Source organism: Hungatella sp. L36, from assembly GCF_014288035.1.
This window is the reverse complement of the sequence record NZ_JACOPC010000001.1, coordinates 32,940-47,717: the sequence shown is the minus strand read 5'-3', so window position 1 is coordinate 47,717 and position 14,778 is coordinate 32,940. Positions and strand designations below refer to the sequence as shown.

At 51.8% G+C, this 14,778-nt stretch carries 11 protein-coding genes; 1 reads left to right on the top strand and 10 read right to left on the bottom strand.

Annotated features, from left to right (window positions below; genetic code table 11):
• Nucleotides 1-92 precede the first annotated feature (92 nt).
• Nucleotides 93-2,270 (bottom strand): 1,3-beta-galactosyl-N-acetylhexosamine phosphorylase, encoded by a 2,178-nt coding sequence (gene gnpA / locus H8S80_RS00230; protein ID WP_117631361.1) that lies wholly within the window; start codon nt 2,268-2,270, stop codon nt 93-95.
• Nucleotides 2,271-2,456: 186 nt separating this feature from the next.
• On the opposite strand from gnpA, the gene H8S80_RS00225 reads away from it, so the two are divergent.
• Nucleotides 2,457-3,428, top strand: a complete 972-nt coding sequence (locus tag H8S80_RS00225) for an AraC family transcriptional regulator (RefSeq protein WP_117631359.1) — start codon at nt 2,457-2,459, stop codon at nt 3,426-3,428.
• Nucleotides 3,429-3,595: 167 nt separating this feature from the next.
• On the opposite strand, the gene ftsH is transcribed toward H8S80_RS00225, so the two are convergent.
• The 9 genes from ftsH to H8S80_RS00180 all read right to left on the bottom strand — a co-directional run bounded on the left by ftsH (nt 3,596) and on the right by H8S80_RS00180 (nt 14,682).
• On the bottom strand, nt 3,596-5,473 hold the full coding sequence (gene ftsH / locus H8S80_RS00220) for an ATP-dependent zinc metalloprotease FtsH (protein WP_117631357.1): 1,878 nt from the start codon (nt 5,471-5,473) through the stop codon (nt 3,596-3,598).
• 23 nt (nt 5,474-5,496) lie between these two features.
• Nucleotides 5,497-6,000: a flavodoxin family protein BilS gene (gene bilS / locus H8S80_RS00215; protein WP_002600900.1), complete on the bottom strand. Its 504-nt coding sequence runs from the start codon at nt 5,998-6,000 to the stop codon at nt 5,497-5,499.
• A 308-nt stretch (nt 6,001-6,308) separates the two neighbouring features.
• Entirely contained in the window at nt 6,309-7,829 is a 1,521-nt protein-coding gene (cobA, locus tag H8S80_RS00210; RefSeq protein ID WP_117631355.1) for a uroporphyrinogen-III C-methyltransferase, read from the bottom strand.
• A gap of 2 nt (nt 7,830-7,831) precedes the next feature.
• Complete coding sequence (gene hemC, locus H8S80_RS00205; protein WP_117631353.1) at nt 7,832-8,767, bottom strand: hydroxymethylbilane synthase; 936 nt, start codon at nt 8,765-8,767, stop codon at nt 7,832-7,834.
• Nucleotides 8,760-9,410 carry a precorrin-2 dehydrogenase/sirohydrochlorin ferrochelatase family protein gene (locus H8S80_RS00200; protein ID WP_117631351.1) on the bottom strand — a complete coding sequence of 217 codons (651 nt, stop codon included), beginning with the start codon at nt 9,408-9,410 and terminating at the stop codon, nt 8,760-8,762. Before H8S80_RS00200 ends, hemC begins: the two co-directional genes overlap by 8 nt.
• Before the next feature lie 407 nt (nt 9,411-9,817).
• The gene (gene asrC, locus H8S80_RS00195; RefSeq protein ID WP_002600904.1) at nt 9,818-10,882 is read right to left on the bottom strand and encodes a sulfite reductase subunit C; all 1,065 of its coding nucleotides are present in this window, start codon (nt 10,880-10,882) and stop codon (nt 9,818-9,820) included.
• A 19-nt stretch (nt 10,883-10,901) separates the two neighbouring features.
• On the bottom strand, nt 10,902-11,693 hold the full coding sequence (gene asrB / locus H8S80_RS00190) for an anaerobic sulfite reductase subunit AsrB (RefSeq protein WP_002600905.1): 792 nt from the start codon (nt 11,691-11,693) through the stop codon (nt 10,902-10,904).
• Nucleotides 11,694-11,711: 18 nt separating this feature from the next.
• Nucleotides 11,712-12,746 carry an anaerobic sulfite reductase subunit AsrA gene (asrA, locus tag H8S80_RS00185; protein ID WP_002600906.1) on the bottom strand — a complete coding sequence of 345 codons (1,035 nt, stop codon included), beginning with the start codon at nt 12,744-12,746 and terminating at the stop codon, nt 11,712-11,714.
• Nucleotides 12,747-12,804: 58 nt separating this feature from the next.
• Nucleotides 12,805-14,682, bottom strand: coding sequence for an aryl-sulfate sulfotransferase (locus H8S80_RS00180; RefSeq protein ID WP_117631349.1), 1,878 nt, complete (start codon nt 14,680-14,682; stop codon nt 12,805-12,807).
• Nucleotides 14,683-14,778 lie beyond the last annotated feature (96 nt).

Below are 14,778 nucleotides of genomic sequence, written 5' to 3'. Positions count from 1 at the left end.
TTCTACCTCTTTCCTCACTTTTCCATACAAGGATAGATTATACTACTACTCTCAGGCGATTTTCAATGGAAAATTCATTTTTATACCAGCCTTTATTCCGGTCGGTTACCGTTCACGGCCCCATCCAGCACTGCCATGCCGTACGGTTCCAGTCTCACTGTCTGCCGGCCGGCTTCCATCCGAATCACGGTTTCCCGTTCCTCGCCGCTGTTATTAATCGCCACCAGCTTACCGGAGGCCGGATACCAGGCGCATTCCGTATCGGGGCTGTCCGTCAGATATTTCTGGTTTAAATCCATACCCATTCCGCTTACCATCAGGTTTAAGAGCATCCTGGTATTTTCCGGCGTCACCTGGAAGCTGCTGAGATAGAACGCGGTGCCGCCGCCAAAACGGTGAGACGTGATGGCGGGCAGGCCATCCTTTTCCCCAATCACCTCCGTGTCGGGGCCTGTAAGGCAGATGCCTTTTCTGCCGCGCACGGAAGCTCCCGCCGGTATCAGACCGGGTTTCTCCGCCAGTTCATACTCCCAGCGTCCATGACACACCTTTGCCCCCGTATCCTCGTCCACTCCCAACACAGAAGCCAGACGGAAATACGCGGATGCCCCGGGTGCTGCCGACGGTTCGCCTACTCCGATAAGCACGCCGCCCTCATAGACCCAGCGTGAGACCGCTTCCGTGACACCACTGTCATTCCAGGCCATCCCGCCGCTCCAGGCACTTCCGGCCGCCCCGGCATTGATCAGGACATCGACGCCTTTCAGGCATCCTGCCTTTACATCTTCAAAATTTATGAATTCCACCGAAACCGGAAGCCCTGAGAGAGCCTCGTTGATATGGATCAGGTCGTGCATATACGTTTCGTGAAAATGACCGGACAGTGTCCAGGAACGAAGCTTTCCCCAGGAATGGAGCACCGCAGCCCGAATCGGCAGTGTATACACAGCGCCCTCTTCATGGAAGGACTTAATCCGCCGGAAATCATCCGCGATCGTCTCCATATAGCTGCAAAAGTCGGGGAAGTCTTCCACCAGATGCAGATATCCGCCAAGACCGATCCGGTCAATCTTTTCCCTGAGCAGTGCGCGGCGCACGTGGATCCAGTACTCTTTCGCATCGCGGACCGGGTCTCCTCCCTCGCAGAACGTGGGGGCTCCTCCCAGCCCAACCGGGAATAAGTAAGGATGAAGCCTCAGTTCATGCGTCTCCACCTCTGCCCCGGCGCAGAGCCGGACCTCATAGCCGGAAAAGACGCATTTGATCAGGCCGTCAAAGCCAAATTCCTTAAAATGGTCGTTATACGGCTCCACTCCCACCCAGCTGTCGTCGTAGAACACATACGCCTTCTTTCCGTAGCTGTGCACCAGTTCCACCAGACGTTTCCCGAAGTCCACAACGAAACGGTTTACAAAGGCCATATAATCCAGCTGGTGCCTGGTAGGCGGCATATGGGTGACATGAAATTTTCCCTGGTTGATGAAATCCTCCGCCGTCAGGCCATAGCCGTATTCCGCCTCAAACGCCTTCAGCATCGCGGGGCTGACCGTAAAATCATAGGAGCCCCAGTCTGTAAATAAATTTCTCTTCTTTTCGCTGCTGCCCCACATCCACACAAAATTATAAAACAGGGAGGTAAACCGGACTACCGTCGTCACCGGATGGGTATCGCACCAATTCTTCATCCAGCCATAGAGATATTCTCTGGTCTCCTCGTGGATTGGATCTACCGGCATCAGATGCTCTTTCTCCCAGTTATTTGTCACATGGTTGTACATCGAGATTTCTTCCCAGATCCGGTATGCCAGGAAATTCACCGTATAGTCATGAAATGGATGCGCTCCCTCAAGTACCACCGATCCGCTGTTTCTATCATAATGCCAGCTGGCGCGGGATACCTCGGTCTCCTCCGTGCGGTCAAAGACCTGCCAGTAAGCGAGCGCTTCCGGACTGCCGTTTATAGTAAACTGTTCGGTAAAAAAATCCTCCATCAGGTCAAACGTCAGTTCCCCGCCAAACGCCGTCTTTGGCTCTGTCACGAGAAACGTCTGCTGAAGCTGGTCCGGATGGGCCTCCGCCCACTCATTGTGATCGCGTATGAGGCAGATGGTGGAATAGATTCCATATCCCGCGCCCGTGATCTCCGCCGACAGCTCCGTGCCGTCACTGTCTCTGATCACATCGGCGCCCCAGCGTTCCGCCAGCCTGAGCGTCAGCTCCTCATAGCCGGCTTCCCCCGGCAGTGTAAAACTTCCCTTTGTCTTCTCCATGATAAATCTTCTCCTTCCAAATTATCCTCAGTGCAGTATTCTCTGCCTGCGATGGTTCACTTTATAGATGTCTTTCTTAATTATATAAAAACAGCCGCACTCATTCCAGTTAGAGTGCGGCAAAAACTTTGCATTTTCAATCATTTACGGATATAATGGGATCATAGAAAAAAGGAGGAAGCGCCCATGCCCAGACACAAAAGACCATACATTGAATTCCGTGATTACAACCTGTCCTCCCGTTTTCCGGTTCTCCTCTTATCCGGGGAGGAATGGCGGATCTCCGACGTGGCCTCTCCCCGGCTTCATATCCACAACTGCCTGGAGATTGGGCTCTGTGAATCGGACAGCGGCACCATGATCTTCGAGGACACGAAACGGCCGTTTGGGGCCGGTGATCTGACCGTGATCTCCTGCGATGTTCCCCACACCACTTACAGTTCCCCTGGTACGGCAAGCAAATGGTCGTACCTGTTTGTCGATCTCACGGGGCTCTTAACGCCATTGTTTTCGGGATCGGATCTTCGCATTTTCAACCTTTTAACGATTCTGGAGCACCGGACCAGCCTGATTTTAAACGAACGGGATTACCCGGAGATCCACGCTCTGGCAGCGAAGATTATGAGAGAGCTTGAACGAAAAGAAGACTATTATGAGATCTCAGTGCGCGGTCTCTTCCTTACGCTTCTGACCGATCTTGCCAGGGCATACCGGCAGATTGCTGCATCGGCAGAAAAAAAAGATGACCAGCCGCCTGAAAATGCGCTGGTCATCGCTCCTGCACTGGAATATATCCGCAGTCACTACATGGACGATTTTTCTATGGAGTATCTGGCTGAACTCTGCAGCTTAAGCCCGGCTCATTTCAGAAGAATCTTCTCATCTGTCATGGAGACCAGTCCGCTTAAGTATCTGACAGACACCCGGATCCGCCAGGCCGCCTCCCTGCTTCGCACGACGGAGGCCTCTGTCCTCTCCATCTCAGAGGAGGTGGGCTATCATTCCGTGTCCAGCTTCAACCGGCAGTTTCACGACACCATGGGGCAGACACCACGGGAGTGGCGCCGCCGCATGTCGATCCTGAAAGACCAGTCCGTCATGAAATACCGCGGCTTCCTGGTTCCCGAAACTTTAGTACAGCATTGCATAAATTCCTAAGTAACAGCACCCGCTATCTACGCCAGGAGCACGCCTGCGAAGCTAGTCGTAGGGTCCGCTACGCCGTCGCTTCGCAGACGCACACCTGACGCAGATATCAGGCACTGTTACTCAGTTATTTATGCAATGCTGTACTAAGGATGTCAGTCCACCGTATGAATCAGGGGTTAGATTTCAACGGAATTTTCGCTTGTTTTATGGAAGATATCCATAAATTCTTCGCCGGTAATCGTTTCCTTATCCAGTAAATACTCTGCTATCTCATGCAGCTTTCCTTCGTTCTCTTTTAAGATCTGAAGGGCCTTCTGGTGCTGCTCTCTGACAATCTTTATCACTTCCTCATCGATCAGCTTCGCCGTGTCCGGTGCACAGGCCAGCGACGTATCACCGCCCAGATACTGGTTCGTCACCGTCTCTAAGGCCACCATATCAAACGTCTCACTCATGCCGTACCGGGTCACCATGGCCCGTGCGATCCTTGTTGCCTGCTCGATATCATTGGAAGCTCCGCTGGTCACGGAACGGAAGATCAGCTCTTCCGCCGCACGGCCGCCGGTGAAGGTGGCGATCTTATTAAGCGCCTCATCCTTTGTGAGCAGATACCGCTGCTCCTCATCCACCTGCATGGTGTAGCCCAGCGCACCCGATGTTCTCGGGATAATCGTAATCTTGTGTACCGGCGCGGAATTGCTCTGGCATGCCGCAACCAGTGCGTGTCCCACCTCGTGGTAGGCGATGATCTTCCGCTCGTTGACGCTGACACCGGAATCCTTCTTCTGGTATCCGGCGATGACCACCTCCACGCTCTCCTCTAAATCTTCCTGAGATACGAGCTTTCTTCCCATGCGGACCGCCCGTAAGGCCGCCTCGTTGACGATATTGGCAAGCTCTGCGCCGCTGGCGCCCGCTGTTGCCAGCGCCACATCATGGAAATTCACATCATCGGACAGCTTCACATTCTTTCCGTGTACCTTCAGGATCGCCTCGCGTCCGCCAAGGTCAGGAAGTTCCACCGGAATTCTCCGGTCAAAACGGCCCGGACGAAGCAGCGCCTTATCCAGTGAGTCGGGACGGTTGGTGGCCGCTAAGATAACGACTCCCTTCTTTCCGTCGAATCCGTCCATCTCGGCCAGAAGCTGATTCAACGTCTGCTCCCGCTCATCGTTGCCGCTGAAGCCGCCGCCGTCACGTTTCTTACCGATGGTGTCGATCTCATCGATGAAGACGATACAGGGGGCCTTCTCATTAGCCTGCTTAAACAGATCCCTTACCTTGGAAGCGCCCATGCCGACAAACATCTCTACGAATTCCGAACCGGAGATGGAGAAGAACGGCACGTGTGCCTCACCCGCCACGGCTCTGGCGAGAAGTGTCTTGCCGGTACCAGGAGGGCCAACCAGCAGCGCGCCCTTCGGAAGGCTGGCGCCGATATCCGCGTACTTCTGCGGGTTATGGAGGAAATCCACGATTTCCTTCAGGGCATCCTTCGCCTCTTCCTGGCCCGCCACATCGGCAAAGGTCTTGCCGGTCTCCGACTCCGCGTAAATCTTGGCATTGGATTTTCCAAAGGTCATGGCATTGCCGCCGCCCATGCGCTTCTGCATCTGCTTCGCCATCATATTCCCAAGGAATACGAAAATCAGAATCGGAAGAATCCAGGTTAAGAAAAATGACAGCAGCGGATTCACCGGCTCCACAATTGTCTTCTGGAAATTGATTTCTTTATGAGCCAGAAGCCGTTCGGTCAGCTGTTCATCCGGCCACGGGCCTGTCTTATACGTCGCGTATATCTCTTTTCCGTTCCTGTCCTTCTCGCCCGTGTTCGCAATAAACTGAATTTCCGAGTCCGTTCTGGCGACATCCGTCACCTGCCCGGCGTCCACCTTCTCAAGGAACGTACTGTACGGCACCTCGATCACGGTTCTGGACTGTATCCACGGCACCATCAGCGCGTTGAACAGAATCATGACGATCATGACGATTAAATAGTAGTATATAAATGGTTTTTTTGGGCTTTTATTGTCATCCTCATTTTTGATACCCATGCTTTTTCTCCTTTATCCGCCAGTTACTTATTAAGAGCCTCTTCCACAAATGCTTCCGCATCCCGAAAATCCTGTTCATCGGGATGAAGCATTCCCTCCTCGTACGCGGCTATCATCGTCCGGATCTGGGGGGAATCGTTGATGGCCTGCATCTGTTTGTAACGGTCCAGTACCTGCGGCATCATCTTGCCGCCGCATAGGAAACAGCCCAGATACTCATTATCCTCCGGCACAAAGACGGACACCCGGTTCTCCACCTGTTTAAAATACTCACTGCTTCCGCCCATCCCGCAGGTCCCGAAGAGAGCCACCTTCTTGCCGTGCAGACCGGAAAGGAATTCCATCACACGGCTCCCGCAGGTGCCTCTGTCATTCCAGAAGCCCACGAAGTAGGTATCCGCCTCCTCGTCACGCAGCTCCTCCAGCCTCTGGATATCCTTCGAACGGCCCGGTAATGAATCGAATATTTTCATCGCTACTTTTTCTGTATTGCCTGTATTGCTTGTATAAACAACCAAATAATCCATGATCCTGCCTCCTCGCTATGAGCACCTGGCGGGCGTCCTTTGACCGCTTACGTGCGATGCATGTCATCTCCACCTGATGAGGTCCCTCACGAATCTGGTGGAGTGGCTCGCCACGAACACTCACATTCCTATAGTAATAAAATATACCTAAAATTCACATATATCAAGATCAAATCGGAAATGTTTATCTACTTTATGTTTTTTTAAGATTTTATTGTTTTTATTTTATATCTTTTCAGAATTTTTCTGTGAATTTGCGCACTATAGACAGGTTCCTTTTTCCATCGTTACTCCAGAAGGCGTGAGAATCAGTTTTCGCTTCCCCGGTTCCAGTCCCGGGAGATAGCCTCCGTCATGCCTTCCACCGTGAATCTGGCAGCTGTCACATCTGCCTTTCTTCCGTGCTCCTCCAGCTTTCTGGCCGTAATATCGCCGATACACACCACACGAATCCCGTCCAGAAGCGCGGTCACGTCTTCCCCTGCATTTTCAAAGAAGGCGTCCACTCCGGAACCGCTGGCAAACGTTAAGTAATCCGCTTTTTTGAGGGATTCCGCCATTTCCTTCGCTCCCTTTCTCCGCTCTGCCACGTCGTAAAGGACGATATCATTATACACGATTCCGGCGCTGTCCAGAATCTCAACCAGTTCCGGCGAGCCTTTGAAGGACCTCGGGATCAGGAGGCGTTCCCCCTCCTTCACAACGCTCTTAAGACCCTCGGCAAGAGCGGCCGCGCAGTATTCCTCCGGCGTGTAATCCGTTGTAAATCCGTACCGGAGCAGTTCCTTTGCCGTTCCCTTACCCACGGCAGCAAACTTCACATGGCCGAGCCTGCGGTTATCCCCTCCGCTCTCCAGAAGGCCGAGAAAGAACTCACGCACCGCATTGGCACTGGTAAATACGATCCATCCGTAATCCGCCAGTCTCTCATAGGCGGTCTTCATCGCCTCACCGGACCGGTGGGATTCCAGTTCCATGCTGAGGACACACTCCGTATAGGCTCCCGCCTCCTCCAGACTCTTTCTCAGCTTGGCTGCCAGCAGATCCGTTCCGGTCACCGCCACTCTGACGCCTTCCAGAGGCTCGTGGTACGTGGAAGCGAAGTCCAGCGCAGTCACTTCCCCCACAACGATGATGGCCGGAGTTCCAATCCCTTCCTCCGTCACCCGCTGTTCCATGGTGTCAAGCGTTCCGCGCACGACGCGCTGTCCTGGCAGCGTGCCCTTTTCGATGACCGCCGCTGGCGTGCTTCCCGGCTTTCCGTTCTCCAGAAGCCCTTTTACGATCAGCGGAAGATGAGTCAGCCCCATGAGAAAGATCAGGGTACCTGAAAGCTTTGCAAACTCCGAGAAATCGAGAGGCAGCTTCCCCGCCTCCGTCATGGTATGGCCGGTCATGATATGAAAGCTTCTGCTGACGGCCCGGTGCGTCACCGGAATCCCCGCCGATGCCAGCGCGGCCACCGCCGATGTGACTCCGGATACCACCTCAAAAGGAATGCCTTCCCGGGAAACAGCCATCACCTCTTCCCCGCCGCGTCCAAAGACGAAGGGATCGCCGCCCTTTAACCGGACCACATTCTTTCCCTCCTTTGCCAGATCCACCAAGAGCTGGTTGATCTCCTCCTGCTTCATGTAGTGGCAGCCCGCTTTTTTTCCCACATATATCCTTTGGCTCTCCTCCGGAACCTCGTCTAAAAAGCGCTCAGATGCCAGATGGTCGTAGACCACCACATCACATTCCCGCAGCCTCTTTAACCCTTTTTCCGTAATCAGTCCCGGATCTCCAGGGCCTGCTCCGACCAGAAATACTTTACCCGTTTCCTTCATCTCTATCTCAGTCCTTTCGCCGCGCGTTCCGCAAGAAGATCCAGCTCCCCGGTTCCGCCTGTCAGATACACACGCTTCGTTTCTCCGTCCCGTCTGTTGATTCCAAATACTTCGATCTGTTCGTCCCTGATTCTGGAGTACACGCCGATCGGTTCGTGACAGCCCGCATCCAGCAGCTTTAAGATCTTCCGCTCCAGTATGAGGCACGTCTTCGCCTCCTCGTCCTGAATGCGCACTGCCAGCTCGCAGGTCCTGTCCTCGATCCGCCCCTCCACGGCCAGAATTCCCTGTCCTCCGGCCGGAATAAACGTCTCACAGTCAAAGTAATGAAAATCATACGTCCCATTTGTCTCAAAATACTCCTCCAGGCCGTCAGGCGGAGGATTTACCATCTTCATGCGTTTCAGGCCCGCAGCGGCCAGAATAATCGCGTCATAGAGGCCTTCATCCATCTTTCTGATCCTCGTCTGGATATTTCCCCGGATATCCTCACACCGCACAGCTGAACCGGGCCACAGCGTCTTTCCCAGCGCCTCGATCTGGAGCCTCCGCCGTAAGCTGGAGGTACCGATAACAATCTCCTTTTTCGCGCTTAAGTCGGTTCCTGCAGGCGTCATCAGCACGTCTCTCGGGTCCTCTCTCGGGGGCACGGCCACGATCCCCAGTCCGTCCTCCAAATCCATGGGAAGATCCTTGGCGCTGTGTACCGCAAAGTCAATCTCGCCCTTTAACAGAGCCTGCTCGAATTCCGTCACAAAGACGCCCTTTCCGCCAAACTCCAGCAGGGGCTTATTTAAGATGCGGTCCCCTTCCGTCACTTTCGTCACTGTCTCGACCAAAAGTCCCGGCTGAACGCGTTTCAGCGCTTCCGCCACCAGTTCTGTCTGTACCATCGCCAGAGCGCTCTTTCTCGTCCCGATACGAATCATCTTATTCATGGTCTTTCTCCAATTCCTCTAACTTTCTGTCAATCAACTGCTCCGCCTGTTCCCTGGTAAATGTTCCGCCCTGACGGATTCCTTCCTCAACCATCTCTTTAAAGACCGCGGTTCTGACAGAAAGGATGGGCACCCGCTCCTTCACCAGCTCCCGGTACGTCCCCAGCTCTGCAGCCAGTCTCCCGAAGCCCTCCGGAATCGCTGCACGGAACTTTGCCTTTAAATACTGTGCGATGGTAGGGCTGCTTCCTCCGGTGGAGATTCCCACGGTAATATCCTCGTCCTTGATCAGAGCCGGGAAAATGAAGCTGCATTCTTCCCTGACATCCACCACATTCACCGGAATCCGCCGCTCTCTGCAGACCAGGGAAATCCGCCGGTTCAGTTCTTCATCCGCCGTGGCCGCGACCACAAAATCCACGCCGTCTAAGTCTTCCTCCTGATACTCCCGGCAAAGAAGCGTTACCTTATCGTCCGCAGTTTCGCCGTACCGTACCATACGGTCCGTCATCTCAGGGGACACGACGACGATCTCCGGTCCGTAGTCCAAAAGAACCTCTACTTTCCGGCAGGCAACGATTCCGCCTCCGACGATTAAGCATCGCTGCCCTTCTATATCCATAAAAAATGGGAAATATGCCATTGTTTTCCTCTTCTTTCTGTGTTTTAAGACCTGTCTATTTTATCATAAAATTCTCATTTAGAACAGATGTATAAAACAGGGGTTTTGTAACAGATATATTGAAACGGGAAAATATAACCATAAAAAAAGCGGGAATGATTGAGGGAAAATTGGACTCACTTTTTGGTTAAGGGATGTGAGGGGGAATTTTATACCAATTTTCGGGGTGCGTGCCTGGGAGAAGTCCATGGGGATGTCTCTGAGGAGGCACAGTACGCTCAATTTTCCTGCTTTTTTATCGTAACAAATCGCGCCGGGTATCTTTGCAGCGTGCATCATGTGCAGCAGCTCTGCGTACCCCGGTGTTTCAATGAAACAGGGAGGGCGCGGTGGTCTGATGTAGATGGCGCGCCCTCCCTTTCCATTATTTATTTCTGTGTAAATGTATAGTTTGCTGTTTCAGCCGGGCCGGCATGCTTGTGCTGGGAGATCGGCATAACGTGCATATTGCCTCTCTGCTCGTTCTCAGCCCAGTAAATATCGTCTGCCATCTTTGCTTCCGGATTGAATTCAACACCCTCGAAGATATGTTTTACGAACTCTTTGTATCCGACACGGTCGATTAAGTGACCGCCATGTAAGTACTCCGGCTTGTAGTCTAACGCCCATGCGGAGAACTTCTGCCAGTTTCCGAACATGCCTAAAACAACATCCTCGGTTACCCAGTTTAAGAACAGCTTGCCTGCACGCGGATTCTGCTTGCCGGTACGGCCGCCTAAGGTTACGCGGTAAAGCTTCTTGGTGCCTCTGGTCCATGCGCCTGTCGGGCAGATCAGGGAACATTCGCCGCAGCCTACGCAGCAGCATGCGTCCTTGTCAATCTTTCCGTTGGCATTCAGGCTTAATACGCCTGTTGCATGGTGCTCACACGCCTCCACACAGGAGCCGCATCCGATACAGCGGTCGATATCATAAACCTGCTTGTTGACACCCATAACACCGAAATCGTTAAAGTTTGCCTTAACACAGTCATTTGGACATCCTGCGACAGCTACTTTGATGTGGTAGTGGGACGGGAAGATCAGTTTCTCGATCTTGCGGGCCAGCTCATAGGTGTTGATGTTGCCTTTGATACAGTGTGCGTTGCCGATACAGGACATGATGTTACGGGCGCCGATTGTCGGGTAGCCGTAGTCATCGGATTCCATCTCCACGTTACACATCTCGATATCAACATCGGAGATGTATTTCTTGATGTATTTGTTTACTTCTTCGATATTCTCAAATTTAATTCCAGGAATGTTTAAGGTCTGTCTTGTACCCATGTGGAAGGTGCCGTTGCCCCATTTCTCACAGATTTCCTGAACCATGGTTAAGTGTTTCGCTTCGATTAAAGCGCCCGGAACACGGAGCTGAAGCATGAACTCTCCCGCTACTTTTGACTGTCTGAAACAGTTGATACGTACTTTTTTAATATCAATATCGTGATTCATTCTCTATTCGCTCCTTTCCTTAGTCAACCAGATATTTGGCCTGTGTATAGTTGAATACCGGGCCGTCTAAGCAAACATAAACCTCATCGATACGGCAGTGGCCGCATTTGCCGACAGCACAGGACATCTTACGCTCGAAGGATACCCAGATCTTCTCTTCCGGAACGCCGCATTTAACAGCTTCCAGGCCTGTGAACTTCATCATTGGCGGCGGTCCTACGATTACTACTTCGTAATCGCCGTCAAACTCGGAAAATGGAACCTTGGAAACGAACTCGGTTACGAAACCTGTGTTCCAGCCTTCCTTCTGATCTCTGTCCAGTGTATAGAATGTGGTAAATCTGTCGTGCCACTTATCAAGGTCGTTCTTGAAGATGATGCCTTCCTCGTTCTTGAATCCGCTGATTAAGGTTACGCTCTTTACGTAATCAGGATTGTCATAGAACATGTTTAACATGCTCTTTACAGGAGCCAGACCAGTACCGCCTGTGATAACTACCACATGCTTGCCCTGGAATTTCTCTACCGGCCAGCCTTTTCCGTAAGCGCCGCGAAGGAATAAGGTATCGCCGGCCTGCTTCTCGAAAATCTCATCGGTTACTTTACCAACGGAACGGATCGTGAAATCCATCCAGCCGTCGCCGAAAGAGCTGACGGAGATAGGAGCCTCTCCTACCTTCGGAATGGAGAGCTGTAAGAACTGTCCGTGCTCCGGTTTAATATCGGTTGCAACTTTAAATGTATATTCATGTAAGCTTTCTCTCTTAACTTCAAGAATCTTGCATGCAACAGGTTTTACTATGTTATTCATCTCTTCGTCCACCTCTCCCTATTTATTCTCTTCTGCAACGATTTCATCGATCGCATTCGCCATCTTCTTTACAGTAGCAGCGATGGAAATGTATTCTGGACATCGGTCGATACATCTGCCGCAGCCTACGCACATATGGTAATCCTGGAAACGTTCCTTGTAATCATGGAATTTGTGAAGCACTTTAAAGCGCATTCTGTCTCCGGCTGTGTTGCGGAAGCTCATGCCGCCGGCCATATCGGAGAAGCCCTTAACCTGACAGGAAGCGGTTGTTCTCTTTCTCTCGCCAACGTTGGCATTTTCATTGTAGATGATGTCTGTGGTGGTGAAGCAGGTACAGGTGCTGCAGGCTACGGTACAGGCACCACAGGAGATACAGCGCTTATTGTATTCATTCCACATCGGGTGGTTCTTTAACTTGGTTAATACTTCCTTGTTCGGAATCTCCGGAACATCAACGGTCAGCTGATTCTTCTCTACGTATTCCGGCTTAAATCCTGTCTCGTTCTTACCTTCAAAGTAAGGAGCGAACGCGTCATCCTTCACATCCAGGCTTAACTCGCCTTCGCCGAAGCGGACTGCCATGGAATAATCCTCGGACTTGTTGGTACCCATGCTTACGCAGAAGCAGGTATCCCAGCCTGTGGTACATTCCATCATGACGATTTTCACTTTCTCGTTCATGCGCTTATAGTACATGTCCTCGAAGCCGCCGTTGCTTAAGTAGATCTTCTCCTGATGATGCTGTGCATGAATATCACACGGTCTCATGAAGATTAAAAGCTTCTTGCCTGCGGCCTTGCTCTCAATGTACTCGTCCTCTGTGAAATAGAACAGGGATTCTGTGATCGGGCTTAACACTTCTTTTGCAGGGAAATCGGACTTATCCATGTACTCGATCTCTTCTACAGTGTTAATCTTGTCATACTTGATCATATCGGTGTCGGAATATCTTCCTTTTCCTACAAATCTTTTCGGTGCCCAGATTTCGTATTCATCCTGGAGCGCTGCAAAGATCTTGTTCGCTTCTTCAAAGCTTACTTTGTAACCCATTGAGTGTATCCTCCTTTTTTTGACTCCTTCAGTCTCGTTGGTATGATAAAGAAATTGTTTAGAAGTTTACTGTAACTCCTGTATCATATTTCTTTTCATCGATGGTAACGGTAACTTTATATGTTCCTTCTATTCCCTCACCGCTGACAGGGAATTCCACGGCTCTCTCATCGTGTTCCAGGAATGTGCCTACGCACATGGCCAGGAACGGGCGCTTTGTGGTTGGAACAAAGTAGTGACGTGTCGGGCTTCCGTTTTCGCCCTCTAAATTCAGCATGACCAGCGTGCCCTTTTCAAAGCTTGCCTTAAATACAAGGCGGTCCGCTTCCTTTGCGATCTTCGTCTTATAGGAATCCGGAACCATGCCGCCGTCTTCTGCAGGTACTTCTGTCAGGAATTCCTCAGTCATACCGATACTTCCAAGAATCTCCCCGCGTCCGAAGGACACTGCATCGCCCTCGTCGTATAAGTGGAGCTTCTCCGCACGGTAGTAGTTGGCCGGCAGATGCATCTCATACAGAACGACATCGTCCTTCACCTCTACGGTGATGGAACTGAGTTCAGCCGATCCATCGTCGATGGCCGCCGTCATACCTGCGCCAGGCATGTTCATCCATTCTCCGTTCAGCTTGCCGATACCGCCGGAATGAACGAGATAATGGCCTCTCTCATAGTACTCACAGTTGCATATGTAGCAGGAGAAGAACTCGGCGCCTCTCTCTTTTCCGTACTGCCATACCTGCTCGATCGTCATGTTGTCCGTGTCGATGTGATAGATCACACCGCGGGAGAAGTTATCCTTCGCGTCCACGTAGTGTTCCTTCTCCTTGGAGCGCCAGTGGCCGTTGTCGAAGCACATGATATCGCCGTTTGGAAGCACCATGCAGGCGTGCTGCTCATACTGCCAGTCGAAATCCCCGCCGACCGGTTTGAAGAAATACTTCTGCATGTCTTCCGGCCAGCCGGTCGGATCACCGATGATCCAGTTCAGCTTCCCGGTCTCAAAATCACGGTTGATGATGATATCCTGATGGCGTCCGGAGAAGGTGAGAGAATTCGTCTTCTTGTCGTACCATACCGCATTGTTATGGAACCAGTCGTGTGCATCCTGGCTTCCGGAGCCGCCGACCGGGTAAACAGGAAGCACGTCCTGATGATCCCATTCCTTTAAGATCTCGCCGGTATTTCTGTCTACCATGACACATGCATCTTCTACGGTACCACGGGCCAGATACTGGGTCAAGATCAAAATATCTCCATTTTCCATCTCCCACTCATCATGGTGATAGCCGCCCGGAATACGGAATTCCTTATAGATCTTTCCGATCATTCCCATCTCGTAGATGCCGGTGGTATGGTAAGGCGGAGCCACCAGACGGTCGGTTCCCACAAAAAGGCGTCCGTTGCGGACACGCTTTAAATCAAAGGCCAGATTCAGCGTGTTATACCAGCGCGCGTCCCCCGCATAGTCGTAAGCCGCCGTATAAGCCGGTGAAGTCGGACTTACCATCATGACGTTGTCTTCCATGTACTCCGGCGTGGTTTCGATGGAGGTTGGCTTCTTTAACTGTTCGGAAGCCTTCTCTGTCACGATCTTAAGAGTCGCGGTCTCCCCTGTGCTCAGCTCGATGACTACGGTATTCTCATAGTCCTCATAAAGGCCGTATATCGGAAGAACCATCTTTCTTGCGTCTGATTTCGGGCGGTACATATAATCTCCCGCCGCCTCTTTCCCTTTCACCGTAACCTTGGCGAAAGCCGGTTTTTCACTCTCAAACATGACAAGCGCGGTAAGAGGCGCAATCAGATATGGATTGAGCACAACGAAAGGATTGGCGATGGTATGGCATTCCTTTCCGTACTCCTCCAGAAATTTTGATTCCGCCTCATACTGCTGGTCAATGATATGTTTTACTTCTTTGTATAAAACTCCCATAAACCCTCCTGAAAACCTGCGAAGGGGGGACGTCTTTAAATCGCGGCCCCCTCCTGCAGTCTATATGTGTCTTCTTGCATCCTGTAACAGTGTCAG